The sequence below is a fragment of the Variovorax paradoxus B4 genome (genome assembly GCF_000463015.1).
Classification (GTDB): domain Bacteria; phylum Pseudomonadota; class Gammaproteobacteria; order Burkholderiales; family Burkholderiaceae_C; genus Variovorax; species Variovorax paradoxus_E.
In genome coordinates, this window is record NC_022247.1 from 750,274 (window position 1) to 774,493 (window position 24,220).

Annotated in this window: 24 protein-coding genes; 8 read left to right on the plus strand and 16 right to left on the minus strand. The window is 63.1% G+C overall.

What is annotated here, in order from left to right:
- Positions 1-30: 30 nt before the first annotated feature.
- Together VAPA_RS35030 and VAPA_RS03395 are read left to right on the plus strand one after the other, a co-directional pair.
- Positions 31-345, plus strand: coding sequence for a tautomerase family protein (locus tag VAPA_RS35030; protein ID WP_230558953.1), 315 nt, complete (start codon positions 31-33; stop codon positions 343-345).
- A gap of 16 nt (positions 346-361) precedes the next feature.
- On the plus strand, positions 362-1,360 hold the full coding sequence (locus tag VAPA_RS03395) for an alpha/beta fold hydrolase (protein ID WP_021005373.1): 999 nt from the start codon (positions 362-364) through the stop codon (positions 1,358-1,360).
- Positions 1,361-1,405: 45 nt separating this feature from the next.
- On the opposite strand, the gene maiA is transcribed toward VAPA_RS03395, so the two are convergent.
- The 7 genes from maiA to VAPA_RS03430 form a co-directional block, all read right to left on the minus strand.
- Complete coding sequence (gene maiA, locus VAPA_RS03400) at positions 1,406-2,044, minus strand: maleylacetoacetate isomerase (protein ID WP_021005374.1); 639 nt, start codon at positions 2,042-2,044, stop codon at positions 1,406-1,408.
- Positions 2,045-2,123: 79 nt separating this feature from the next.
- On the minus strand, positions 2,124-2,837 hold the full coding sequence (locus tag VAPA_RS03405) for an ABC transporter ATP-binding protein (protein ID WP_021005375.1): 714 nt from the start codon (positions 2,835-2,837) through the stop codon (positions 2,124-2,126).
- Positions 2,834-3,592 carry an ABC transporter ATP-binding protein gene (locus tag VAPA_RS03410; RefSeq protein ID WP_021005376.1) on the minus strand — a complete coding sequence of 253 codons (759 nt, stop codon included), beginning with the start codon at positions 3,590-3,592 and terminating at the stop codon, positions 2,834-2,836. Before VAPA_RS03410 ends, VAPA_RS03405 begins: the two co-directional genes overlap by 4 nt.
- Complete coding sequence (locus VAPA_RS03415) at positions 3,589-4,617, minus strand: branched-chain amino acid ABC transporter permease (RefSeq protein ID WP_021005377.1); 1,029 nt, start codon at positions 4,615-4,617, stop codon at positions 3,589-3,591. Before VAPA_RS03415 ends, VAPA_RS03410 begins: the two co-directional genes overlap by 4 nt.
- A 4-nt stretch (positions 4,618-4,621) precedes the next feature.
- A complete protein-coding gene (locus tag VAPA_RS03420; protein ID WP_021005378.1) occupies positions 4,622-5,539 on the minus strand; it encodes a branched-chain amino acid ABC transporter permease in 918 nt (305 codons plus the stop codon).
- A gap of 4 nt (positions 5,540-5,543) precedes the next feature.
- Complete coding sequence (locus tag VAPA_RS03425) at positions 5,544-6,722, minus strand: ABC transporter substrate-binding protein (RefSeq protein ID WP_021005379.1); 1,179 nt, start codon at positions 6,720-6,722, stop codon at positions 5,544-5,546.
- Between the two features lie 653 nt (positions 6,723-7,375).
- Entirely contained in the window at positions 7,376-8,317 is a 942-nt protein-coding gene (locus VAPA_RS03430) for a LysR family transcriptional regulator (RefSeq protein WP_021005380.1), read from the minus strand.
- Between the two features lie 118 nt (positions 8,318-8,435).
- Between VAPA_RS03430 and VAPA_RS03435 the strand changes: the two genes are divergently transcribed.
- The 4 genes from VAPA_RS03435 (at position 8,436) to VAPA_RS03450 (ending at position 12,037) form a co-directional block, all read left to right on the plus strand.
- Positions 8,436-9,410: a Bug family tripartite tricarboxylate transporter substrate binding protein gene (locus tag VAPA_RS03435; RefSeq protein WP_021005381.1), complete on the plus strand. Its 975-nt coding sequence runs from the start codon at positions 8,436-8,438 to the stop codon at positions 9,408-9,410.
- Positions 9,411-9,415: 5 nt separating this feature from the next.
- Positions 9,416-10,660 carry a hypothetical protein gene (locus VAPA_RS03440; RefSeq protein WP_155248047.1) on the plus strand — a complete coding sequence of 415 codons (1,245 nt, stop codon included), beginning with the start codon at positions 9,416-9,418 and terminating at the stop codon, positions 10,658-10,660.
- Positions 10,657-11,577, plus strand: a complete 921-nt coding sequence (locus VAPA_RS03445; RefSeq protein WP_041945998.1) for a glycoside hydrolase family protein — start codon at positions 10,657-10,659, stop codon at positions 11,575-11,577. Before VAPA_RS03440 ends, VAPA_RS03445 begins: the two co-directional genes overlap by 4 nt.
- Before the next feature lie 277 nt (positions 11,578-11,854).
- Entirely contained in the window at positions 11,855-12,037 is a 183-nt protein-coding gene (locus tag VAPA_RS03450; RefSeq protein ID WP_155248048.1) for a hypothetical protein, read from the plus strand.
- 56 nt (positions 12,038-12,093) lie between these two features.
- Here VAPA_RS03450 and VAPA_RS03455 read toward each other — a convergent pair whose 3' ends face one another.
- From VAPA_RS03455 to VAPA_RS03495, 9 genes are all read right to left on the minus strand, one after another.
- On the minus strand, positions 12,094-13,545 hold the full coding sequence (locus tag VAPA_RS03455) for an aldehyde dehydrogenase (RefSeq protein WP_021005384.1): 1,452 nt from the start codon (positions 13,543-13,545) through the stop codon (positions 12,094-12,096).
- A 66-nt stretch (positions 13,546-13,611) separates the two neighbouring features.
- Entirely contained in the window at positions 13,612-15,360 is a 1,749-nt protein-coding gene (locus VAPA_RS03460) for a GMC family oxidoreductase (protein ID WP_021005385.1), read from the minus strand.
- A 168-nt stretch (positions 15,361-15,528) separates the two neighbouring features.
- On the minus strand, positions 15,529-16,842 hold the full coding sequence (locus tag VAPA_RS03465; RefSeq protein ID WP_143072539.1) for a GAF domain-containing protein: 1,314 nt from the start codon (positions 16,840-16,842) through the stop codon (positions 15,529-15,531).
- A gap of 104 nt (positions 16,843-16,946) precedes the next feature.
- Positions 16,947-18,083: a cupin domain-containing protein gene (locus VAPA_RS03470; RefSeq protein WP_021005387.1), complete on the minus strand. Its 1,137-nt coding sequence runs from the start codon at positions 18,081-18,083 to the stop codon at positions 16,947-16,949.
- 86 nt (positions 18,084-18,169) lie between these two features.
- Complete coding sequence (locus VAPA_RS03475) at positions 18,170-18,874, minus strand: fumarylacetoacetate hydrolase family protein (protein WP_021005388.1); 705 nt, start codon at positions 18,872-18,874, stop codon at positions 18,170-18,172.
- Between the two features lie 47 nt (positions 18,875-18,921).
- The gene (locus VAPA_RS03480; RefSeq protein WP_021005389.1) at positions 18,922-20,139 is read right to left on the minus strand and encodes an NAD(P)/FAD-dependent oxidoreductase; all 1,218 of its coding nucleotides are present in this window, start codon (positions 20,137-20,139) and stop codon (positions 18,922-18,924) included.
- Between the two features lie 182 nt (positions 20,140-20,321).
- Positions 20,322-20,645: a non-heme iron oxygenase ferredoxin subunit gene (locus VAPA_RS03485; RefSeq protein WP_021005390.1), complete on the minus strand. Its 324-nt coding sequence runs from the start codon at positions 20,643-20,645 to the stop codon at positions 20,322-20,324.
- Between the two features lie 8 nt (positions 20,646-20,653).
- Positions 20,654-21,124, minus strand: a complete 471-nt coding sequence (locus VAPA_RS03490) for an aromatic-ring-hydroxylating dioxygenase subunit beta (protein ID WP_021005391.1) — start codon at positions 21,122-21,124, stop codon at positions 20,654-20,656.
- 1 nt (position 21,125) lies between these two features.
- Positions 21,126-22,391 (minus strand): aromatic ring-hydroxylating dioxygenase subunit alpha, encoded by a 1,266-nt coding sequence (locus VAPA_RS03495; protein WP_021005392.1) that lies wholly within the window; start codon positions 22,389-22,391, stop codon positions 21,126-21,128.
- Between the two features lie 126 nt (positions 22,392-22,517).
- On the opposite strand from VAPA_RS03495, the gene VAPA_RS03500 reads away from it, so the two are divergent.
- Both VAPA_RS03500 and VAPA_RS03505 read left to right on the plus strand, forming a co-directional pair.
- Entirely contained in the window at positions 22,518-23,432 is a 915-nt protein-coding gene (locus VAPA_RS03500; protein ID WP_021005393.1) for a LysR family transcriptional regulator, read from the plus strand.
- Between the two features lie 221 nt (positions 23,433-23,653).
- On the plus strand, positions 23,654-24,202 hold the full coding sequence (locus tag VAPA_RS03505; protein ID WP_021005394.1) for a flavin reductase family protein: 549 nt from the start codon (positions 23,654-23,656) through the stop codon (positions 24,200-24,202).
- Positions 24,203-24,220 lie beyond the last annotated feature (18 nt).

Consider the following 24,220-nt stretch of genomic DNA (forward strand, 5'->3'; position numbering starts at 1 on the left):
TATCTCCAGAGGCTACACAGAGTGGAAAGAATGGCTAATTATGGACTTCAGTTCTTCATTAGCATTGGTATTCCACAGCCGGAGCACCACGTCCACCAAGGGCGCTTTGGTGCCGGCTTCAACCGTTTCAAGGAGCACTTTATGCCCGTCGTTCGTGTGAGTTGGTTTGAAGGCAAGGACCATGCGCAAAAGGAAAAGGTCGCATCGGAGATCACGCAGAGCATCGTCCGCAATACCGGGACGGACCCGAACTACATCTATGTGATCTTCGAAGACGTCAAGGCGTCCGACTGGGCCGGGGCAGGCAAGCTTTTCGGGAAAGCGTCGGAAGAAAGCGCCGGCTGATTCGCGGAGGAAGAACATGCAAAAGACGATCGCAGGCCTCGCGCTTGCCGCGGTGTGCGGCTTGCTTTCCATCCAGGTCAGAGCCGAACCCGCGCTGGAGGTCTTGGGCCGAGACTTCGTGTTTTCCCATCGCGTCGAAGGCATGCCGGCCAGGCTGTCCGATTTCAAGGGCCTTCAAGTTAACCATTTCGTCACCAACGACGGGGTCAAACTGGCCTACTGGGAGGCAGGGCAGGGCAAGCCGTTGATCCTTGTGCCCGGATGGTCGGCCAATGGTGCCCAGTACATCAACGTCATGTATCTGTTGGCCAAGCACTACCGTGTCTATGTGCTGGACCCGCGCAACCAGGGGTTGTCGCAGCACGTCGACTACGGCAACCGGATTGCACGCTATTCGATGGACCTGAAGGAATTCGGGGACCACCTCGGCGTGAAGTCGGCCGACTACGTGGGGCACTCGATGGGGGCGGCTATCCTCTGGAGCTATATCGACTTGTTCGGTACGGGCGCTATGCGAAAGGCGGTCTTCGTCGACGAGCCGATCTCCATCTACTCGCACAGCGATTGGTCGGAAAAGGAGCGCTCCGAAGCGGGTGGGAGCACCAGTTCGCCGGAGCGGATGGTGGCCGCCTTGACTGCGGGTGGCCCGGTCAACAAGCTCATCACGGACATGAAACCGTTCGAGCGCGCACAGTCATTCGACTCGCCCTACTTTGCGAACTCCGAGGGCTTTGCCAGTGCAGTCATCAAGAGCGATCCACAGGCGATGGGACGGGTGCTGTTCAATCACACGGTGAGCGACTGGCGCGACGTCGTGCGCCACAAGATCGACATACCCGTTGCGATCTTCTCGGGAGACGAAAGCAACAATCTCCCCAGCCAACGCTGGGCGCAGTCGGTGATCCCGAACGCTACGCTCTACAGCTACACGTCAGCCGAACAAGGTGATCACTTCCTGATGTTCAAGAATCCCGTCAAGTTCGCCAGCGATCTGCAGGCATTCCTGGCGCGTTGAGGTGTACCGGGCAACGTGCGTGCGGTCCGCCTCGCTCTGAACCACTCAAGCGGCGTCGGGCTGCGCCGACGGTTCTGCGCGCTTGAACGCTTCCAGGCTTGAACAGGCGGCATCGATGGCCTGCAACCGAGGCCAACGACCGAGTTCGACCTTGAACCTGCGAGCGCTTTCGATCTGAGGAACAAGATAGGTATCGGCCAGCGTCGGGTGGTCGCCAAAAGAGAAGTCACCGCGGGACCCTTTGGCTGCAATCAATGCGTCGAATGCGTCGAACCCGCTGGTGATCCAGGTGCCGCACCACTGATTGATCGCTGCTTCGTCAGCGCCGAAGCGGCGGCGGAGCGTCTCCAGAATCCGACGGTTGTTGATCGGATGAACGTCGCATCCGATGATCGCGGCCAAGGTTCTGACATGTGCGCGTTCGAGCAACCCCGAGGGGAGCAGTGGAACATCCGGATAGCGTTCCTCCAGCCACTCGATGATCGCTGGCGATTGGGTGAGCCGGGTGTCACCGATGTCCAGTGTCGGCACCAACTGCTGCGGGTTGATGGCCGTGTAGGCTTCGGCGAGATGCTCCTCTTTGCGCAAGTCGACCGCGATCTGTTCATAGCTCAGACCTTTGAGATTCAGTGCAATGCGCAGGCGGTGGGAGGTGCCGCTTCGGAAAAAGTTGTAGAGCTTCATGGTGTTGGACTCCGGAAAAAGCGGGCGTCGGAAGGTTCAGGAGCAGGTCGGCTAGTTCGCACTCCCGTTCGGGGGCGTACTAAACGCCCATGTACTGATGAACGATCTCGGGCTGCCCGCGCAGTTCGGTGGAGCTACCGCTCCATACGACGCGTCCCTTCTCGATCACGAAGTGACGATCCGCGAGGTTCAAAAGCGACTTGACGTTCTTGTCGATGACTATCTGCGAGAGGCCGTCCTGCTTGAGCTCCGTGAGCGCGCGCCAGATCTCATTGCGGATCAGCGGTGCCAGGCCTTCGGTGGCTTCATCGAGCACCAGCAGGCGAGGATTCGTCATCAGTGCACGGCCAATGGCCAGCATCTGCTGTTCGCCACCGGAAAGCTGCGTTCCAAGGTTGCCGCGCCTTTCCTTGAGCCGGGGAAAGAAGGCGTAGACGCGGTCCAGATCCCATTGACGAACAACGTCCTTCTTGCTTGCACGCGCTGTGGCGACGAGGTTTTCTTCCACCGTGAGGTTGGAGAAAACCTGGCGCCCCTCGGGCACCAGGGCGAGCCCGTGCCGGGCAATGCGGTGCGAGGGCATTCGATCGACCCGGGTGCCACCGACCCAGATGTTCCCGCCCGTCACAGGCAACATGCCGAAGAGGCACTTCACCGTGGTGGAGCGACCCATGCCGTTGCGCCCGAGCAGCGTGACGACTTCGCCGGCGCCCACGTCGAAGGAAATGTCGAACAGCGCCTGCGCGTGGCCGTAGGAAGCCTTCACGCCTTTGACAGACAGAAATGTGCTCATGCTTCGGCCTCTTCTTCGCCCAGATACACAGCCCGTACCTCAGGGTGGTTGCGGATCTCGTCGGGGGTCCCGGTGAACAGGATCCTGCCGTAGACCAGGACGCTGATGCGATCGGCCAATGCGAATACCGCGTCCATGTCGTGCTCCACCAGGAGAATGGTGTACTGACGTTTGAGCCGCTGAAGCAGCGCGATCACGCCGCTGGACTCCTGCACGCTCATGCCGGCCATCGGCTCGTCGAGCAGCAGAAACTTTGGACCTGCGGCCAGGCTCATGGCGAGTTCGAGCTGCCGCTTCTCGCCGTACCCCAGATCGCCAGCGGCCACATGATGGCGGCTCCCGAGGCCGGTCGCTGCAAGGGCCTCTTCGGCCGAACGCAGAGCTCGACGATCGGCGGCCATCGGGCGCCAGAACTGGAATGCATGTCGCTTGGAGGCAAGTGCAGCAAACGTGGCGTTCTCGATCACGGTGAAATCTTCGAACACCGAAGTGATCTGGTAGGAACGCAGCAGGCCGCGCTGCGCCCTTTCCTGGATGGGAAGGCGGGACACGTCGGCGCCGTTGAACCATACGGCGCCGGAGTCTGATGCGAGTTCACCCGAGAGCTGGTTGATCAGCGTCGTCTTGCCGGCGCCATTGGGCCCGATGATCGCGTGCAGTTCGCCTTCGCCGATGTCCAGCGATACGGCATCGGTGACGAGCAGCGCGCCATAGCGCTTGGTCAGCGAATCAGTGCGAAGAACGGTTGAGGTCATGTCGTCTTCCTGGCTGTCGATGTCGCATCGATGGCTGCGTTTTCTGCAATGGGCACGGTCGTCGATACGTTGACCGGTGCGCGCGCGTCGAAGTGTTCGAGCAGGCCGACGATGCCGCGCTTGCCCAGCAGGGCGACCAGCACGATCAGTGGGCCGAAGATCACCATCCAGTGTTCCGTCACGCCTTTCAGCGCTTCTTCCAGGCCGAGGAAGACCAGGGCACCCAGGAGTGGCCCGAAGACCGACCCGAGCCCGCCGATCACCACGATCACGATCAGCTCGCCGGACACCGACCAGGCAAGCGTGCTGGGCGATGCGAACGCATTGAGGTTGGCCAGCAACAGGCCTGCGACGCCGCACAACATGCCAGAGATAACGTAGGCCAGCAACTGGTAACGCCTGGCCGGAATGCCTGCCGCATTCACGCGCCGCAGGTTCTGCCTAGCGCCGCGAATCACCATGCCGAACGGCGCTACGCGAAGGCGCGCTAACCACCAAAGCGACAAGACGAGAACAACGAATGCGGCGATGTAGACGTTGGTGGCCGAAGAAAGATCGAACGGCCCGAAGCGGCTGCCCATCGCGATCGACAGGCCGTCATCCCCGCCATAGGCCTTCAGGCTCACGAACAGAAAATAGCCCATCTGGGCGAAGGCCAGAGTGATCATGATGAAGGCGATGCCACTTGTGCGAAGGCTGATCGCGCCTGTGACAAGCCCCACGAGGCCACACGCGACCAGGCACACGAGCAGATGGACCCAGCCGCTGCCGATGCCGTGAAACGCCGCAAGGCCCACCGCATAGCTTCCCAGCCCCAGGAACAGCGAGTGACCGAAGCTCACCAGCCCACCGTAGCCCAGTGCGATGTTGAGCGCGCAGGCGGCAATGGCATAGATGATGATGCGTGCGAAGAAGGCGATGTAGAAGGTCTCGCCGATCGCTTGCGCGACCAGGGGGACGCTTGCAAGGAGCAGTAGGACAAGTAGCGGCACCCAGACACTGGGGCGTGAGAGGAGTAATTTCATGGGATCACCTGTTGGCCGGAAAGAGCCCTTGGGGCCGCCAGGCCAGAACCACCGCCATCAGCAGGTAGACCAGCATCGAGGCCAACGCGGGACCGGCCGCGTCGGCGAAGGAGCGCTCCGTCATCTGCCGGAGGATCAGCGGCAGGAACACACGGCCCATCGTGTCGACGATGCCCACGATCAAGGCGGCATAGAAGGCCCCCGTCACCGAGCCGATACCCCCGATGACGATGACCACGAGCGTGGTGATCAGGACAGACTCGCCCATGCCCGACTGAACCGAAAGAATCGGCCCGGCCATCGCGCCGGCCAGTCCTGCCAGCATGGCGCCAACGGCAAACAGCATGGCGTTGAGCAGCCGTATGTTCACGCCCAGGGCCGCAACCATTGCCGGGTTGACGGCGCCCGCGCGGATCAGCATGCCCACTCTTGTCTTGTTGATCAACATCCAGGAACCCACTGCAACCGCGAGTCCGACCAGGATGATCGCGAACCGATAGGAGGGATAGCTGAACCCGCCGATGTCGATGGCGCCGCTCAGCAAGTCGGGCACCTGCAGGAAGACCGGTTGCGAACCCCAGACGATGCGCACCAGCTCGTTGAAGAAGAGCACAAGTCCGAACGTGGCCAGTACATGGTCGAGGTGGTCGCGGCGATAGAGCCGAGCCACGACTGCGAGCTCGAGCACCAGGCCCAGCAGCAGCGCGCCGCCCATGGCCGCGGCAACGGCAAGGCCGAACGAGCCGGTGTACTGGAAGGCGGTGGCCGCGAAGTACGCGCCCATCATGTAGAGCGATCCATGCGCCAGGTTGACGAAGCTCATGATGCCGAAGACCAGTGTCAGGCCGGCGGCCAGCAGGAACAACAGGACCCCGTACTGGAGCCCGTTGAGAAGCTGTGCGAGAACGAGCGTGCTGCTCATGAGATCACTTCTGTGCGCACTGCGTGTGATACGCGTCGACGTGCTTCGTCAGTGGCGTTGCAAGCAGCTTGCCGGTGATGCGCCCGCCGTCCTTCACGGTCTCGAAGGCGTAGTAGTTCTGCACCGGCATGTTGTTGTTGTTGAATGCGAAAGGGCCGCGCACCGATTTCAGCTCGCTGCCGGCGGCGCGGACCGCAGCAGACAGGGCCTTGCTGTCACCCGGTTTGACCTTTCCGAGCGCGATGTTCAACAGGTTGGCCGCGTCGTACGCGGTGGCTGCGTATTCGCTTGGCGTGCGCTTGTACTTGGCTTCGAAGGCGGCGACGAACTTCTTGTTCTCGGGCGTGTCCAGCGCGGCGTCCCACATCGCGCCGCTGATGCTGCCGACGGCCGCATCGCGCAATGCGGGCAACGTGGTGCCGTCCACCGTGAAGACTGAGTACAGCGGAATCTTCGCCATCAGGCCGGCCTGTGCCATCTGCTTGATGAAGTTGACACCCATGCCGCCCGGATAGAACACGAACGCCGCATCAGGCTTGGCCGCCTGGAGTTGAGCGAGTTCGGCGGAGTAGTCCGGCTGGTTCACCTGCGTGTAGACCTCTTCGACGATCTGCCCCTTGAAGTAGCGCTTGAAGCCGCTCAGCATGTCCTTGCCGGCCTGGTAGTTCGGCGCCATCAGGTAGACCTTCTTCACACCGCGGTCCTGCGCGAACTTGCCCATCGCTTCGGCTGCACCGTCGTTCTGCCAAGCCGTCGAGAAGACATTCGCCTTGCAGCCGGCGCCAGCGACTGGCGACGGTCCTGCATTGGTCGCGATGGCCACGGTGCCGGTTTCGGCAATGCGCGGCAGGCTTGCCATCATGACGTTCGAGAAGCTCAGGCCAACGATGGCGTCGACCTTGTCCTTGTCGATGAACTTGCGCACGATCTGGCCGCCGATCTCCGGCTTCAGCTGGTCGTCCTCTTTCAGCACGGTGGCCGCTTGGCCGCCGAGCTTGCCGCCCAGTTGTTCGACGGCCAGCATGAAGCCGTCGACCTGGTCCTGACCCACGACAGCAATAGGCCCGGAAAGCGGCGCCATGAGGCCGATCGTGGCTGCGCTCGCGAGATGACCTATGCCCGCGCTGGCCAGTGCGGTGAGTGCCAAAGCAGTGCGGCGGAAAGAGGTGTTCGGTGTCGTCATGGTCGTTCTGGCGAAGCCAGGTCCTGGGTTGCGTGAGGTAGCAGGAAAGGTGGATTGCCGTTGCGTCGAAGCGAAGGCAGATGCGGCCGCGCGTAGCCGGGCCGAGCGCGATCTGTGCGCATCATTTGGGGGATGCGCCAGGAGTGCTCAGGGGAGCTCGTGTTGGCTCAAGGAAGCTCGAAGTTCAAACTTCGATCGTCACGGGAAGGGCGTCAAGGCATCGCGTTCAAACTGCTCGTTCGGTCTGCGAGTCAGCGCGTATTGACGCTCCTGCGGCGGGCGCCGAGGCCCTATGAGAGATGGAACCGGTGCATTTTTGTCTCCGTTGTAGGCTGCTCGCTGGGCGCCTGTTCGTGGGTGTGGGTGGCGCAATCATTGCGCCACCGGAGACGTAAGCCAATAGTATGTAGTGAATACAGCGCATAGATTTGGCGAATATTGATTTCGCGTCGTCATGGCGCGTGGAGGTATCGAGCATCAGGCTGAGATGCCCGTGAATGCTTGATTCAGACGATTTGGGCGCCAAAGGTACCTACAAAGATACCGGCACTCCCACAGAGTGCCCACTGTGGCGAAAGTGGGCAAGGATCGCTAGCACCCCGAATAACGATACTGCCACGGTCTCGATGCAAGCCAGTGCCTGCCATAGCCTGCTAAAGCGTGAGTTCATGAACGACAGCGTGCAGCAGCTTTATCACCGGCTCACCGGCTGACGCAGCGCGGTAAACAAGCGCGACCGGAACTCGAGAGGGCGTCATCTCGACGCGAAGAACCGCGATCCGCCCCAAGCGCTGTTCTGCCGTGGCCATGGCCCGTGGCACTGCGGCCAGTCCCGCCCCGGCCGCCACCAGTTGTACGTTGGTGGATGGGCTGTTCGAGACGATGCACGGCGCTGGTACTGCGACACCCGCCCGCAGGAACTGGCCCTCAAGCGCTTGGCGGCTCAGTAGCGCCGGCTCCGGCATGATCCATCGGCAATCCACAAGTGCATCCCACCCGACGCGTCTTCTTCTTGCCAAGGGATGCGTGGGCGGGGCAATCACCACGTACTCGTGCTCCGCACAACGTTTGTAGATCAGACGCGTGGCTCGCTTGGCGGCAAACGCCGCTTGATTGAATGAGGTCAACAAGGCATCGAGTTCTCCCTGCAGCAGGGCCTCAAACAGCTGCGGTACCGCCTGCTCGCGCAGCCGAACGACAACGCGCTCACGACGAGCCTGTAGCCTTGCCAGCACAGCGGGCAGCGCGCCGCCGGCCGCTACGGCGGGTGGTGCGCCGAGATGCAACACTGCGACGGGTTCTTCGCTCGAGGCCTGTGCCGCCTCGGCCAGATGCCCGAGCCCTGCCAGCAGCGTTGCCGCGCCCTGCACGATCACTTCGCCACGAGACGTGGGCACCAAGCCGCGTGCACCGCGCCGGAACAACGGAAACCCGAAGGCTCCCTCAACCTCCTTGAGCGTCTTGCTCAACGCGGGCTGAGACAGATGCAGCGTGGCTGAGGCCTTGCTCAGGGTGCCGCAGCGGTGCAGTTCCACCAGTAACCGCAGATGCCGGAAGCGCAGGCGTGACACCAGGCTATCGAGCTCGTCTTGCATGGCAAGGCATTCCATTAAGTTATGGCTGATTGAAAACATATCAATGTTCTCATAAGTGCTGTGCGGCCTATGCTCTGTCAACGGCGCTCCTGCGCCAACAATGATGGAGACAGGTCTGATGAGAAGATGTTTTGCCGCGCTGCTTGCCACCTTCTTGGCGCTGCCAACGATGAGTGCGACCGCGGCCGATTTCCCGACGGGCGGCAAAGCAATCCGTCTCGTCGTCGGTCTTGCCCCAGGTGGGCCGACGGACCAGCAGGCGCGTTTCCTGGCTGAGCAGCTACGCAAGGAGCTGGGTACCGCTGTGGTTGTTGAAAATCGCCCTGGCGCGAGCATGAACATGGCCACGGCGGAGGTCGCCCGGGCCGCGGCAGACGGCTACACGCTGCTCTACAGCCCCTTGAGCCCTTTCGCCCAGAATCCGCACTCGTTCGCCAAGCTGCCATTCGACCCCTTCAAGGACTTCACACCGCTGTCGCTTGCCAGCGTCGGTCCGCTCGTGCTCGTCGCTCACAAGTCAGTGCCGGCGGAGAATCTGAAGGAACTCGTGGCCTATGCCCGGGCCAACCCGGGCAAGCTGAACTACGCCTCGTTCGGCAATGGCAGTTCGTCGCACCTCTTCGGCCAGTGGATGGCCAGGCTTTACGGCCTCGACATGGTGCACATCCCCTACAAGGGTGCCGGTGACGTTCAGAAGGATTTGATCGGCGGGCGTGTGCAGATCATGTTCGCCGCCGCAGGGGGTGCCTTGCAATTCGTACGCACTGGCAACGTCAGGATGATCGGCATCGCAGCGCCGCAGCGCTCGCGGCTGCTGCCTGGCGTGCCGACACTCGTGGAGCAAGGCGGCACGGGCCTGGACATCGATGGTTGGGTCGGCGTCTTTGCGCCAGCGAACCTGCCACCACCAATCACGGCGCGCCTGAACTCAGTGCTCGTCAAAGTGCTTGCGACACCCGAACTGAAGCGTGAATTCGAGAAAGGCGGGTACGAGGCCGTCTCCTCAACGCCCTTGGAATTTGCGGCGATGGTTCGAGAGGCTTACGAGCGTTGGGGAAAGATCGCCGCATCCTTGGGTGTGCAGAAGGAGTGATGCGCATGGTTGACGAAATGGATGCGCTGACCAGCACCTTGGCGGCGGACATGGTTCGACATGCCGCTTTGGGAGACAAAATCTCGGGAGGACCCGGCGATGCGGCGACCACGCAATGGATCGCGGGCCGCCTCGCCGAGTTGGGCTATGACGTTGAGCATCAGGGCATCGATGTGCCCTTCTTCGATCCGATCGATTGCCGCCTGGCAGCGGGCGAGACCACGGCGCCGGTGTACTGGCAATCGCCCGCCACGGCAACCGGGATACAAGGCTTGAGCGCACCGTTGGCGGTGGTGCGCGCGCCGTATGAGGCTGTGGATGCGGCCGGCCGTATTGCGCTGCTGGTCTTGCCACATGCACGCCATGCCTCGGTCGATTCACCTCTCGTCGCGCCCCTGATTGCGGCTGCGTCGGCAGCGGGCGCCGTCGCGCTGGTCATCGTGCCAGTCGGTCCAACCGGTGAGGTGGTGGCATTGAATGCCGGTATCGGGGCACCCGTCGCACCAGTGCCAACCGCGGTTCTCGCGCCGGTGCTTGCCGAACCATTCTTGCGCGCAGCGCGCAGCGAGCTGCGCGCCACGCTGTTTCTGCACGGCCAGATGAACGTGCGGCAGAGCTCGAATCTGCGAGCTACGCTACGGCGCGGCCCGCGATGGCTGTGCCTGTCCACGCCACGCACTGGCTGGTTCGGCTGCGTTGCCGAACGTGGCACGGGAACTGCGGCATTTCTGGCCATGGCGGCGTGGGCCGTCGAGCGCTTTCCGGACCTCTCGCTGTTCCTGCTGAATACAGGGGCGCATGAATATCGGTTTGCCGGCGCGCATCGCGCGCTGGCACAAGCCCCCGCGCCCGCCGACACCTTGGCATGGATCCATCTGGGCGCAGCGCTTGCGGCGCGTGACCGGCTCGAGTTTCGCGGCGAGCTCTTCGAGCTTCCTTCAGCCGACGCGAACCGCATGACGATGGCGACCGAGTCGCTGCACGACGCCGCGCGGGCGGCCTTTCGCGGCCTCCCCGGTCTGGAGCGAGTCACGACACCGATGTCTGGCGTCAGCGAGCTTGGCGCGATCGTAGAGCGGGGCTATGGCCGCGCGCTGGCGGTATTGGGTATACCGCGAGCCTTTCACACACGCGCAGATGATCTTGGTGAGGTCGATGCTCATCTGCTGGCACCGGTAGTCCGCGCGCACATGATGGTGGTGGAAACCGTCTACCGCCAGACCCGCCCGACTTCGGAGGGCGTCGCATGATGCGTGCGCAGCGCTGCCTGTCGCAGCCACTGATACATGCGGGACTCGATGCCTCGCTTGGCAACAACATCAACGGCCCGTCGCTGATTCGGGTGCCCGATTGGTTGCCAAACCCGCTCGGGCGCTACTACCTGTATTTTGCGCACCATCAGGGCCAGCACATCCGGCTCGCCTATGCTGATGACTTGATGGGCCCGTGGACCATCCATGCTCCGGGCGTACTGCCGGTTGCAAATTCGAGTTGCTTCGATCACGTTGCCTCGCCCGACGTGCATGTGGATCACGCTGCGCGAAAGATACGCATGTACTTTCACGGTGTGGCGTTCGCCGCAGGCCAGACGGATGGGCACGAAACGCAGTTCGGGGAAGCAGCGCGCTGGATCGGCAACCAGCGCAGCAAGCTGGCCATTTCAGATGATGGCTTGCACTTTTCGGCACAACCACAGGTGCTGGGAGCCTCCTACTTCCGCGTGTTCGAATGGCAAGGGCGCCGGCATGCGCTGGCAATGCCCGGGGCGTTCTATCGCATCGACGAACACGGCGATTTCGAGCTTGGCCCCGTGCCATTCGAGCCAAGCTTTCGGCATTGCGCAGTACGTGTGGATGGTTTGCTGCTGCACGTCTATTTCACGCGCGTAGGCGATACGCCGGAGCGCATCCTTCACACCACCGTCGATCTCAGGCCCCACTGGACCACCTGGAGGCACGGGGATGTCACCACGATGTTGCGGCCTGAACTGGCCTGGGAGGGAGCAGCGATGCCCGACACGCCATCACGCCGAGGCCCTGTCTTTGAGTTGGTGCAGCAGCTGCGCGATCCTGCGGTGTTCGTCGATGGGGGCAAGGAGTATTTGTTGTATGCCGCGGGCGGTGAGCAGGCCATAGGGTTGGCTCGGTTGCAATATTCGGGCAGATAGCATTCGCTTCTCAAGAGTCGAGACCAAGGGGCGGGCCGCCACCGATAGCCAAGCGTTCTCTGGGGGCTTGGTGTGTGCTTACCGGTCGAACGCCTCGTCGGGAAAGATGCCTTTCGCACGCAGCGAATCGCAAGAAAAATCGACGCGATACGGCCTCGGTCTTCAGTGGGCCGACCCCTGGAATTCGTTCGTTCAATTCCGAGGCAGCGGAGTGCGAGGCAGTAACCGCATGGCTTTTTTGAACGGGCAAGGGATGGCCTGGCGCCGCATGAGTTGGGTGTCTTCGCTCGCTCAGAAGCTCAAGTACCACGGGCGATACCTGCGACAGCAGGTAGCTGTGCAATCGACCTTCATGGCGACGACGGACTATTTCTGGGGCATCTCCGCGCTGGGCCTGCTCTACCTCCTGCTCGTGGCCATCGAATGGGGAGTTCGACGACCCGCGAAACAGGTGGCTTGAGCAGGCCATTGGTCAGCGATGACGGCTGGGAGCACCCATCATGCCTTGCATGAACCTCAGATCGGATACTGCTGTCCGGACGGCTCGATGGTGATCCACTTCAGCTCGGTGAATTCATCGATGACCGCGCGCCCGTCGAAGCGGCCATAGCCGCTGTGCTTGGTTCCGCCGTAGGGCGCCTGTGCTTCGTTCTGCACCGTCGCGCCGTTCACGTGGCACGCCCCGGTGTCGATCTGCATCGCAACATCCAGGGCACGCATGACGTCCTTGCAGAAGACAGCCGCGGAGAGCCCGTAGGCCGTGTCGTTGGCCACGGTCGCGGCCTCCTGGTCGCCGTTGACGCGAACGATGGTCGTGACCGGCCCGAAGGTTTCCTCGTCGTAGATCTTCATGTCGCGGGTGACGTGATCGACGATGGTCGCCGGCATCGACGCACCTTCGGCACGTCCGCCGCACGCCAGCTTTGCACCTTTGGCGAGAGCGTCCTCGAGCAGCGAATTGAGTCGCGGGCCGGAGTCTTTGGACACCATGGGGCCGATCACGCATTGCGGGTTCTTCATCGGGTCGCCCGCAGGCAGTTCCTTCGCGCGTGCGGCGAACTTCGCGACAAATTCATCGGCAATCGATTCATCGACGACGATTCGCTCGGTGGACATGCAGATCTGGCCTTGATAGAGGAACGATCCGAACACGGCTGCGTTCACCGCATCGTCGATGTTCGCGTCCTTCAGGACCACCAGCGGCGACTTTCCGCCGAGCTCCAGCAGGCAGCGCTTCAGATGCACGGCGGCCTTTTGCGCAATGATGCGGCCGACACGCGTCGAACCGGTGAAGTTGACGCGCCGCACGGCCTTGTGGGCAATCAGCGCATCGATCACCTCCGGTGCGTCCTGGGGCGCATTGGTCAGGAAGTTGAGCACGCCGGGCGGAAGCCCTGCATCGACCAGCGCCTCCGCCACCAGCATGTGGGTGCGCGGGCTGGCTTCGGATGCTCGGAACACCACGGTGTTGCCGCACATCAGTGGGTAGGCGATGGCCCGGGCGGCCAGCACCACCGGACCGTTCCACGGCACGATGCTCAGGATCACGCCCACGGGCTGACGCACGGTCATCGACAACGCGCCGGGCTTGTCGGTCGGGATGGTCTCGCCCTGGATCTGCGTGGTCATCGATGCGGCCTCGCGAAATGCGGTTGCAGCCAGGACGACGTTGAATCCTGCCCAGAGTGCGGCGGCGCCGACTTCGGCCGCCATGGCTTCGATGAAATCCGGCATCCGCGCTTCCAGCGCGTCGGCCGCCTTCAGCAGGATGCGGCGACGCTCCGACGGCGAACTGTGCCGCCACGATTGAAACGCGATGCTGGCCGCGTCAGCCGCCGCGATGGCATCGGCCACGTCCCCCGCGGCAGCGCGGGTGACGATGTCGCCACTGGTCGGATGCCGGCGCTCGAAGATGGCATTTCCGTGGGCAGCGCGCTTCTGGTTGTCGATGATCAGTTCTGTTTGCATGAGAGTGCTCCGTCGATGGAGTGTTGAATAAAACGGGATGAGTGAGAGCGGCGGGGGAGCGGGTGTTCAGGCTTTCAGGCGCAGGAGCTCCGCCATGCGTTCGCCGATGAGCGCGCAAGTCGCCATGGTTGCGACCGCCGGGATGGTTGGCATGATCGAGCTGTCCGCGATTCGCAGGTTCTGCACGCCGTTCACGCGCAATCTGGCATCGACCACGGCTCTCGCATCCTTGCCCATGCGGCAGGTGCCGACCTGATGGAAGTAGGTCGTTGCGCCGTTGCGCACGAAGTCTTCCATCGCCTTGCCCGACAGCTTCTCGCCCGGTGCGACTTCGCGTTTCACGAAATCGCGCATGGCCGCCGAATTGCCGATCTCCCTGCACACCTCGATGCCATGCGCCAGCGCCTTGACGTCGTCGGGGTGGCTGAGAAAGCGTGCGTCGACGATCGGACGGTCCGCCGGATTTGCTGAGCGAAGCCGGATCTCGCCGCGGCTCTTGGGGGCCACGAGGCCCGCGCACAGCGCCCAGCTGCTTGGCGGCGGAGAGAACTGCTTTCCGACGACGTCGCTGGCATAGGGCAACTCGATCTGCACGAGATTCAAGTCCGGCGTGTTCAGGCCAGCGTGACTCTTCAGGAAGCCCGATACGTTGGCGGCGCTGTTGCGATGGGGAACCTGCTCCTTCGGCTCCCAGATGCAGCCGCCATGCAGCAGGTGGTCGTGGAAGTTCTGCCCCACATCCGGCGAATGCGCCACGGTCTGGATGCCGTGTGCGCGCAACTGCGCTTCGTCGCCGATGCCGCTGAGCATGAGGAGCTTTGGCGTGTTGATGCCCCCGGAACTCAGGATGACTTCGGACCTCGCCTGGATGCGAACAGGCGCTGCGTCGTCGCGGGTCAGTTCCACTCCCGTGACGCGGGTGCCGCTGAACGTCAGGCAGTTGACGTGCGTCTTGACGAGGACCGTGACGTTCTTTCGCCCGAGGACGGGGTAGAGGTACGAACGCGCCATGCTTTGCCGACGGCCATCCCGGATGATCTGGTTCATCAGCGCAAAGCCGCCAGCACCAATTTCCCGGGCGCCGTTCAGGTCATCGAGCATGGGCATGCCAAGCGAGCGGCATGCCGCCAGCATGCCCAGCGCGACGGGTGGCGGATCGAATGCCGGCTGGACCCACACCGGGCCGCCTTTGCCGCGGTAGTGGCTGTCGGCCTTGCCTTGCCAGTTCTCCATGCGGCGGTAAATGCCGAGGCAGTGCTCATAGCCCCAGGCGGCATCGCCGCTCTCTCGAGCCCAGTGTTCGAGGTTGTTTCGAAAGGGGCGCGCCCAGATGGTGGCGTTGATGCTGCTGCCGCCGCCAACCACCTTGCCCATGTGCTCGGGAATGGCCCGGCCGTTCGTGCTGGGGGATGGCAGGGCGACGTCCTTCCAGTCGAGTTCGGTCCCCAGGTTGGTGAACCACAGCCGCGGGTCCATGACGGAGGGCGCGGCATCCCAATCGCCCGCTTCGATCACAAGGATGTTCGCGCTTGTCTTTGCCGCCAGCCGGCCGACGAGTGCGGAGCCGGCGCTGCCGGTCCCGACAACGATGTAGTCGTAAGCGGGCAGCAGCGAGGCGGTTCGCTCGGCCTGGTTGGCTCGCGCGGCATCCAACTCGTCGGCGAGCGAAGGCAGACTCGTCGCGGCAATGCCTGCTGCGGCGGCTGCTCGCAGGAAGCCTCGTCGGTCGAGCCGTCCGGCGATCAATGCACGTTCCAATCGGTCCAGCTTGTCGTCGTTGTCTTTTTCGTTCTGGGGATGCAGAGAGAGTCGCATGGCGTATCCACCTCGGGTTGGGAGAAAAATGCTCGTTGGATAACGCTCCGGACGAAGGCCGAAGTCGTATCGCAGGGGGAAGGTAAGTCACCGGATACGGTGGCCGAAGCATCGGGAAAACCCGACCCGATACGGGTGTTCCGTTTCGGAACGGTGGGCGATGCGAAGCTAGCGCCTGGCCTGCGCGCGATTGCGCAGTCGTCGATAGATCAACCCGCGCGAAACGCCGAGTTTCTCGGCCGCCTTGGTGACGTTGCCGCCGTAGGTTTCCAAGGTTCGATCGATGAGATCGTTGCCGCATTCGCGAAGCCTGACCGATGGCTCGCTGGCATCGCGAGGCGCTTCAGGTCCGGGCGGCGCGGAGGCGACGTCCGGCTCTTCGATTGCGCTCGCGGTCGCAAGCTCGGCAGTGGTCTCTTCGTCGCTTGGCGCGGCCAGGGCGCAGGGGGAAGTCACTGCTGGTGCAGGAGTGGGGTCACGTTTCCCGAACTCATCGACCCCCGGGACAAGGCCACGGTGACCATCGGCGGCGCGCATCTCGCCGCGGGCCCAGACCATCAGTCCATTCGCCAGTTGCAATGGCGCCGAGCCCGATCGGGGCAGTGAAGCCAGTTGCGCGATGCTGGCGCCCATGGCCTCTTCCACGGACGAGGTATTCGCGCCGCGCTCGGCTGGCGGCAACCCTAGTAGGCGGGCTGCCGCACCGTTCATCCAGGCGAGCTGGCCGTTGATGTCGATGCCGACCAGCGCGACAAATCTCGAATCGAGCAGCATTGCATCCACTTGAAATCGCACTACGAGATGCTGGTCGGACTGCGAGATGAAGAGCCGGTTCTCGATGGCCGCGGCATACAGCCCGACAACAGAGGTTGCATCGAAGCTGAACGGAATGGCCTCGCTCGATATGTCGAGCACGCCAACCAGCCGGCCGCGGGTGTCGTGAATAGGCGCTGCGGCGCAATGCATCGCCTTGACCTCGTCGAAGAAGTGCTCCGCGCCGTCGACCGACACCGCGCGACCCGTGCGCGCGGCCACGCCGGGTGCGGTCGTGCCCACCGCTTCCTCGCAGAGGTTCACGCCCGTGCGGGTCGCGATCGGCATGATGCGTTCGTGCGAGCGGCCCACACACGTGGCTCCGATGAGTACGCCCGTTGCATCGGTCAGCATGGCCGCGCAAGAGGTCGCACCCAGTACCGACTGCAGTTGCGGGAGTTCTTCGAGCCAGGCGTGGACGAGATCGCGATTCTTCTGAAGCGCCAGATGTGCCCGGCTCGTCGAGACCGGCTGAAAGGAGACCTTCGCGCCAGGACCGTCATGCAGGCGCTGGCACCGCGCCCACGACTGATACACAGCGTCGCTCACGATCCCCGAGGGCAGCAGTCCTTCTTCGAAGTAGCGCCGACGCGCGAGCGCAAGACGCTCGATCCTGGAGTTGAAGAACAACGATGTTCCGGGGGAGTTCATCGACAGCTGCGTGGTCAATCTTCTGGCCGTGTGTTTCTCACGCGAGTGTCCCCCGGCCGGCACGGCTGGCAAGCCGGGCTATCCCTGCGTCCGCCCGCGGGGGAATGGCCGGGGCATTCGCGTCACTCTTGCTCGGCCGAGGCGGCTCTGTGCGCGTGGAGCGCTTCGAGAATCGGTGCGTCGCTGAAGCGGAACAGGTCGAGCGATCCGGGGCAGGTCTCGTCGCAGTGGGCCGAAAACGCCTGCCACGACGGCACAACGAACATGTCCCCACGCCTGACCGTCCAAGCGTGGTCACCGACCTTCACCTTGCCGCTGCCGTCGAACACCTGGTACACGGACGAGCCCACCTCGCGCCGCGAAAGGGTGCTGGCACCGCTTCGGATGCGGTGCATCTCCGTACGGATCGTGGGCAGCACATCGCGCCCGTTGCTCGGGTTGGTGAAGCGAACGGCCGCATGACCCGGGCTGAGCGTGGCTGCATGGCCCTCGGCTTCCAGGATCAGCTGGTCTGCGAGCGCCTTGTCCGTGTCGACCCAACGGTAAGCGAGCAAGGGCGTGGCCACCGGGGACTCGGGCTGCGACAGCGGGCGCAAACCAGGGTGTCCCCACAAGTGCTCCGATCGCGAACGCTCGGGCGTCGACTGCTCGGCCGTGCTGACGCGTTCGCGTCCGAACTCGAAGAACTGCGACTCGGTGTAGTAGGAGAACGGAATGTCCAGCCCGTCGATCCAGGCCATCGGTGCGCTGGCTGCGTTGTGGTGCGAGTGCCAGTTCCAGCCGGCCTGCGGCAGGAAATCGCCACGCGACATTCGGACCGGATCGCCATTGACCACGGTCCATACGCCTTCGCCTTCGACCACGAAACGGAAGGCATGCTGCGTATGCCGGTGTTCCGGGGCGTTTTCGCCCGGCATGAGGTACTGGATCGCAGCCCACAGCGTGGGTGTGGCGAACGGCCTGCCGCCGAGCGCCGGATTGGCCAGCGCAATCGCGCGGCGTTCCCCGCCGCGGCCGACCGGCACGATGCGTCCGGCTTCGGCGGCGAGCTCCACAAGGCGGTCCCACCGCCAGAGATGCGGGGCGGCCTTGCTGCGTGGCTGGCGGGGCATCAGGTCGCCGATCTCCGTCCAGAGAGGAACCAGCAACTCGCGCTCGAAGCCTCGGTAAAGCTGCTCGAGCGCCGGACTGGGGTCGGGCTGGGACGGGCCGGCGACGGCCTTCAGGTGCACAGGGGAGGGGACGGTATCGGCGGTCATCGGCGGTTCCTTTGCGGGGCTGCGAGCGCGACTGGTGCACGCCCGCAGCTTGGCTATTCAGCGGTGCTCTGGGGAGCGTTGTTGCATCATTCGGCCGGGCCGACCGTGAGGGCGATCTCTCCGACGCCGGCAACGCTGCCTTCGACGCGATCGCCCGGCTGCAATGCACCGACGCCTTCGGGTGTTCCCGTGAAGATCAGGTCTCCCGGCTCGAGGTGGTAGAACTTCGAGAGATCCTCGATCAGCTCGGGGATGTTCCAGATCAGCTTCGAAAGGTCGGAGCTCTGCCGCTCCTGGCCGTTCACGCTGAGCCTCAGGGCGCCCTGGTCGATCACCTTGCCGGCCATCGGCACCACTTCGGATACGACCGACGATTGCTCCACGTCCTTGCCGAGATCCCATGGCCGACCTTTGTCGCGGGCGACCAGCTGGAGGTCCCGTCGCGTCATGTCCAGACCGCAGGCATACCCATAGATCAACTTGTGGGCGTCGTCGCGATTGACACGGAAGCCAGGCGCTCCGACCACCAGCACCAACTCCATCTCATGGTGGTAGTTCTTGGTTTCGGGCGGATAGGCGACGGTCACACCCGACTCGACCAACGTCGAGGGGCTCTTCGTGAAATAGAACGGGACCTCGATGGTCTTGTCGACGGGTCGTCCCATCTCCACCGCATGCGCGTGGTAGTTGCGGCCCACGAAGAAAAGCCGGTTGATGGGCAGGCGCTGCGAGGTGCCGCGCACCGGCAGCGAAGGAACGGCAGGGGGATTCCAGAGATAGGTGGGGGTCATGATTTAGGTCTGTTGAAGGTGAAAATCCGTCCGGTCGTTTTCGACCTTCAGAGCTTGGAAAGAGGGACCTGGAGGTCGGCGAGTTGTTGGGGATCGACGCTTGTGCGGCGCTCGATCAGGCGTCGCGCAAAGCGCAGGTCGCGTGCCGCGTTCGGCCCGAGCGCCGCGGCAACTCTGTCTGCCTCAAGAAAGAACATGACAAAGCTGTTGGAGCCCACGTCGCCGCGTACGACCACCTGGTGCCTGGGCGTCGGAACGCCGAATATCTGCAGATTGACGTCGTATTGGTCGGACCAGAACCACGGCAGCGGCTGATGGTTCACCGTGGCTCCCAGCGCGGCGCGCGCGGCCGCGATCCCTTGCTCCTGGGCGTTCTGCCAGGACTCCAGTCGCATGCGCCGGGCAGCCCAGTCGCAGTGCCAGATCGCGACGTCGCCAGCGGCAAGGATGTCCGGATCCGAGGTCCGGCACTGGGAATCGACCAGGACGCCGCCTTCACATGCCAGACCCGCTTCGCGTGCGAGTTCATCGTTCGCGATCAATCCAACGCCGAAGAGAACCACGTCGCAAGCCAGCTCCCGTCCGTCGCTGAGGGTTGCCGTCAGGTCTTCGCCCGGCCCTTGGGCCAACTGCTCGATCCCCGCACCCAACTCGACCTGAACGCCATGCGCGGTGTGAAGCCGCAGCAGGTAGCTGGAAATCTCCGCAGGAACCGTGCGCTCGCACAGCCGGTCCATGGCTTCGACGACGATGACGTCCAGGCCCTTCTTTCGGGCGGTTGCCGCGACCTCCAGTCCGATCCATCCTCCGCCCACCACAAGCAGCCGCTTTCCGGCGACGAGCGCCGCTCCGAGCGCTGCCGCATCGCCGATGCTGCGCAGGGTGAAGATGCCAGGCAGATCGGAACCCGGGATGCCCAAACGGCGCGCCCGTCCTCCGGTGCAGAGGATCAAGCTGTCGTAGTGAATCGGCTCGCCGTGGCTCAGATGCAGTCGTTTCGCGGTCCTGTCGATGCGCGTTGCGCTGACATCGGGGCGCCAGTCGAGGTTCAGCGCATCGAACGCTTCCGATTTCTGCAGGTAGGTCGTGTCCGGATGCGCATCGCCTGCGAGCACCGCCTTTGACAGGGGCGGCCTTTCGTAGGGGCGGTGAGGTTCGTCGCCGATCAGCACCACCCGGCCATCGAAGCCGTCGCTGCGCAGCGTCTGCGCAGCCCATCCTCCGGCCTGACCACCGCCCACGATCACGATCGTTCGATCACTCATGGGGCCTCCGGGCCGCTGGGGAACGGTGTGTCTGCGCTCGGTGCGCGAGCATCGCCATGTGACGCATTGATGTCTCCATTCTTCTTGGCGCGAGGGGAAGCGGACGTTCGTGTTTCGCTTGTCGAACTGCCGTCTTGCAGCGGCGCTTCACGCCGCCGCAAGGGCATTGCCATGCAGCTGAATCAGCCCAGTGAAAGAAACACCCGACCGCCTTCGATCTTCACCGGATAGGAGCGGATCGCTTCCGTCACGGGGGCGCACGTCGGTGCGCCGTTGCGCACGTCGAACTTGCCTTGGTGCAGAGGGCACTCGATCTCGTGTCCCTCCAGAAAGCCCTCGCACAGGCGGGCGTGTCCGTGGGTGCAGATGTTGTCGGTCGCATAGATCTGACCGTCTACGCTGTACAAGGCGATGTCGCGTCCGCCGACGAGCATGCCCACGACATCGTCTGCCGGTACTTCATCGACCGGAGTCGCGTCGGTCCATTGGAAATCAGGATCGCTCATGGGTTGCCTCACAACGGGTAGATGACGGAGTTCGGGATCATTTCGCTGTCATAGATGACCTGCCGCGAAGCGAATTTCAGTCCCTGTTCGGTCCGTACGACGACGTCGATGTAGCGCCCGACGCTGAAGACTGTTGAAAGCTCGGAGAGCTTGGTGCGAAACACCGCGTAGTTGGCCTCCGACTCGAAGCGATTGGCTTCGGCCTTCAGCACAACCGGTGTTCCGACAATGTGGCGCTGGTAGTAGGGGTCGTGAAACAGGGTTTCGCGAATCCCGTAGACACGGTCCTTGAGCATCCCCTTGCTCTCGAACGAGAGCGTCGCCAGCGGAAAGCCGCGGTCGTAGTTCTCTCGTGGCTGAAGCCTGTAGATGCAGTCTTCCGTGAAGAATTCGGGCCAGAGTTCCCATTGGCTGGAGCTGACGGCCTGGGCATAGCTGGCGTAGAGCTGAGACAGTTCGAAGTAGTCTTTGAAGTCCACGTCAAGCCTCCATCACCTTGCGCCAGTACTCGTACATGCCCCGGATCAGGGTCTCGGTGACCATGTGATCCGTGTCGCCGACCTCGCGTCCGCCAAGCTCGGCGAGCGTGCGATGAAAAGGCTTCTGCTCAAAACCCTTTTGCGACAACTCGATCACTTCACCGTCGTCCGCGGACACGAATCCGGCGGGTCCGAAGAGATTGGCCTGACGCAGCCGGCGCTGCGTCATTTCTTCGGTATCGTCCTCGAATCCGAAGTGGGTCCAAACAAAATCGAAGGCACCGGGGCCGCTCGGTTGGATGTGGCGCGTAGAGACACTGTTGACCTGCTGTTGAAAGATCACGCTCGGGAACAGCGTCATCATCACAGCCGTCGGTCCGCCCCACCAGGGCTCCGGCACGATGTCGAGGAAGCGGGGGTCGTTGAGCTGCATGCTTTCCTTGAAGCTCGACACCTGGGTGACCTGGTCGGCCTTGCCGCTCGCACCACGCGTTGAAATCATGGCGGCATGCCGATGGTGCCGATCCATCTTGAGCTCCGACTTGTTGTCGGCACGCCAGAGACCGAAGGTGACGAACCAGGTGTGCAGCAGGCCCGGGTGGTATGGGTCCTTGATGTTCTCCTGCATCAGCTTCCAGTTGCCCGGAATGCGCTGGCGGTTGTAGCCGAGGATCTTCAGCTTTCGGCCGTTGAACAGCCGATCGAAATAACCCAGGATCTCCGGCCCCATGAAGTCTTCGAGCGATTCGACGTCGGGGTCGAAGGATGCAAAGACGACACCCCCGCGGGTCGCGACCTTGAGTTTGTTCAGGCCATGCTCGGCGGGCTTGAAGTCGGCGGGCATCCCGCCGTTGACTTTTCCATCCTGTTTGACGCCCCGGCGGAAGGGCACTCCCTGCAGGTCGCCGGTGAGCGTGTAGTTCCACTGGTGATAAGGGCAGGTGAACCCCTCCGCCTTGCGGCTCCCATGGCGCTCGCGGCAGAACTGCATGCCCCGGTGAGCGCACACGTTCTCGACGACGCTGATGGAATCCGCGGCGTCGCGCACCATGATCACGGAGCGTTCGCCGACGACCGTTCGCTTGAAGTCCCCGATCTCCGGAACCTCGGCCTCGAGGCCGACGTAGCACCAGTGGTTTCGATAGAAGAAGCGCTCCAGCTCTTGTCGATGCTGATCGGCCTCGGTGTAGGCCATGAAGGGGATCCGGCTGGTGCCTTGGCTTTCCCAGTGGATCTTCTGGGGGAAGACGGCCGATGTGTCGTCCATGTCTTGTGTCTCCTGTGCTGCCGTAGGGGAACAGCGTCTTGTGTGCAGCAATGATCGCCATTCCGGTGCCATCGCTCAATAGAATATGGGGAATAGTTCAGATTGATTCCGCGAATGTGAGGCGTCATGGAGCTCAAAGACATCGACCTCAACCTTCTGGTCGTTTTCCATCAGTTGCTCGTCGATCGGCGCGTCTCGAAGGCGGCCAGCAGCCTTGGTCTTTCCCAGCCGGGCGTGAGCAACGCGCTGGCTCGACTGCGCAAGCTCACCGATGACCAGTTGTTCCTTCGAACGCCCAACGGCATGGAGCCGACGCCGTATGCACAGCAGCTTGCGGGACCCACCGCGAGCGCATTGCAAGTCATCCACGCGGCGATCAACCAGAAGGCGTCGTTCGACCCGTCGACTTCGAAGCGCGCCTTCACGGTGGGCATGACGGACATCGGCGAGATCTACTTCCTGCCCAAGCTGATGAAGGAAGTGGCACGTCTTGCGCCGAATGTGTCCATCAGCACCGTTCGCAACACGGCCGTGAATCTGCAGGATGAGATGGAAGCGGGTCATGTGAACCTTGCGATCGGTCTGTTGCCGCAGCTCAAGGCGGGCTACTTTCAGCGCCGGCTGTTCAAGCAGCAGTACGTCTGCATGTTCAGGCGAGGTCATCCCCTCGACAAGAAGACGGTTTCATTGAGTGAGTTTTCCTCGGCCGACCACGTCGTCGTGATCTCCGCGGGAACGGGGCACGGCAACGCCGACGAAATCCTTGGACGGAAGAAGGTGGTGCGAAAGGTGGTCCTCACCGTTCCGCACTATGTGGCGGTGGGCCACATCCTTCACGACTCCGACTTGGTGGCAACCGTTCCTGAGCGGCTCGCCCAGGCTTTGGCGGGGCCCTTTGGCCTGTCCTACATCCGGCACCCGGCCAAGCTGCCGGAGATTGCGATCAACCTGTTCTGGCATGGTCGCTTTCACAAGGACCCGGCCATCACGTGGCTGCGCTCGCTGATCGTCGGGCTGCATGGGGAAGGCGCGCCCGACTAGGGCTTTGAAGGTCGGCGCCTAGCGCCGTCTGAGCTTCTTCAAAAGCCAACAGGAAAGCACTGGCTCGGCTTTCCGATGCGACACCGATGTGTCGCAAAGTGTCGCGGCCGGGACGGCGCATCGCGACTAAGTCCTTGATTTGATTGAGATCCGCTTCGGGCATGCGATCTGCAGAGATCGTTGGGAGCGCATCACCAAACCAACTCAGGAGACTTCCCGCCATGTCCTCGCTCCCCGATTCCTCTGCCGCACTCGATGTCGCAACCGCATTTCGAGACGCCATGCGTCGCGTTGCGTCCTCGGTCACCCTGATCACCACACGCGATGCGAATGGCGAGCCTCACGGGATGGCCGCTTCCGCCGTCATTCCGGTGTCCATGGACCCGCCGGCCATCCTGGTGGCGGTGAATCGCACGTCAGGGCTGCATCCTGCGCTCAGCGCACAGGGGCGGTTCTGCGTGAACCTGCTGGCGGGGGCTCATCACCCCTTGCTGGGCGCGTTCTCGCAGAGTTCGCGCAGAGGCGAGCGCTTCGTTACCGGCGATTGGCAAGACAGCTCCGACTCGCTCCCTTGCCTGACCTCGGCACTTGCCGCGGTCTCCTGCGAAGTCGACCAGCGCGTCGAGTACGCGACCCACACTTTGTTCATCGGTCGCGTCACGGCCGTGCAACTGGCAGAGGGCCAATCGGACCCGCTCGTCTGGTTCGACGGAGCGGGCGTGGCCGTTTCGAGCCGCTGCAAGGCCGCTGCGGAACAAGCCGTGGCCTGAGTCTTTCCATGTTCCCCG

Excerpts from the sequence above, each read along its gene's own strand:
- VAPA_RS35030 (WP_230558953.1), top strand. The coding sequence starts at position 31 with ATGGCTAATTATGGACTTCAGTTCTTCATTAGCATTGGTATTCCACAG.
- VAPA_RS03395 (WP_021005373.1), top strand. The coding sequence starts at position 362 with ATGCAAAAGACGATCGCAGGCCTCGCGCTTGCCGCGGTGTGCGGCTTG.
- maiA (WP_021005374.1), bottom strand. The coding sequence starts at position 2,044 with ATGAAGCTCTACAACTTTTTCCGAAGCGGCACCTCCCACCGCCTGCGC.
- VAPA_RS03405 (WP_021005375.1), bottom strand. The coding sequence starts at position 2,837 with ATGAGCACATTTCTGTCTGTCAAAGGCGTGAAGGCTTCCTACGGCCAC.
- VAPA_RS03410 (WP_021005376.1), bottom strand. The coding sequence starts at position 3,592 with ATGACCTCAACCGTTCTTCGCACTGATTCGCTGACCAAGCGCTATGGC.
- VAPA_RS03415 (WP_021005377.1), bottom strand. The coding sequence starts at position 4,617 with ATGAAATTACTCCTCTCACGCCCCAGTGTCTGGGTGCCGCTACTTGTC.
- VAPA_RS03420 (WP_021005378.1), bottom strand. The coding sequence starts at position 5,539 with ATGAGCAGCACGCTCGTTCTCGCACAGCTTCTCAACGGGCTCCAGTAC.
- VAPA_RS03425 (WP_021005379.1), bottom strand. The coding sequence starts at position 6,722 with ATGACGACACCGAACACCTCTTTCCGCCGCACTGCTTTGGCACTCACC.
- VAPA_RS03430 (WP_021005380.1), bottom strand. The coding sequence starts at position 8,317 with ATGCAAGACGAGCTCGATAGCCTGGTGTCACGCCTGCGCTTCCGGCAT.
- VAPA_RS03435 (WP_021005381.1), top strand. The coding sequence starts at position 8,436 with ATGAGAAGATGTTTTGCCGCGCTGCTTGCCACCTTCTTGGCGCTGCCA.
- VAPA_RS03440 (WP_155248047.1), top strand. The coding sequence starts at position 9,416 with ATGGTTGACGAAATGGATGCGCTGACCAGCACCTTGGCGGCGGACATG.
- VAPA_RS03445 (WP_041945998.1), top strand. The coding sequence starts at position 10,657 with ATGATGCGTGCGCAGCGCTGCCTGTCGCAGCCACTGATACATGCGGGA.
- VAPA_RS03455 (WP_021005384.1), bottom strand. The coding sequence starts at position 13,545 with ATGCAAACAGAACTGATCATCGACAACCAGAAGCGCGCTGCCCACGGA.
- VAPA_RS03460 (WP_021005385.1), bottom strand. The coding sequence starts at position 15,360 with ATGCGACTCTCTCTGCATCCCCAGAACGAAAAAGACAACGACGACAAG.
- VAPA_RS03470 (WP_021005387.1), bottom strand. The coding sequence starts at position 18,083 with ATGACCGCCGATACCGTCCCCTCCCCTGTGCACCTGAAGGCCGTCGCC.
- VAPA_RS03475 (WP_021005388.1), bottom strand. The coding sequence starts at position 18,874 with ATGACCCCCACCTATCTCTGGAATCCCCCTGCCGTTCCTTCGCTGCCG.
- VAPA_RS03480 (WP_021005389.1), bottom strand. The coding sequence starts at position 20,139 with ATGAGTGATCGAACGATCGTGATCGTGGGCGGTGGTCAGGCCGGAGGA.
- VAPA_RS03485 (WP_021005390.1), bottom strand. The coding sequence starts at position 20,645 with ATGAGCGATCCTGATTTCCAATGGACCGACGCGACTCCGGTCGATGAA.
- VAPA_RS03495 (WP_021005392.1), bottom strand. The coding sequence starts at position 22,391 with ATGGACGACACATCGGCCGTCTTCCCCCAGAAGATCCACTGGGAAAGC.
- VAPA_RS03500 (WP_021005393.1), top strand. The coding sequence starts at position 22,518 with ATGGAGCTCAAAGACATCGACCTCAACCTTCTGGTCGTTTTCCATCAG.
- VAPA_RS03505 (WP_021005394.1), top strand. The coding sequence starts at position 23,654 with ATGTCCTCGCTCCCCGATTCCTCTGCCGCACTCGATGTCGCAACCGCA.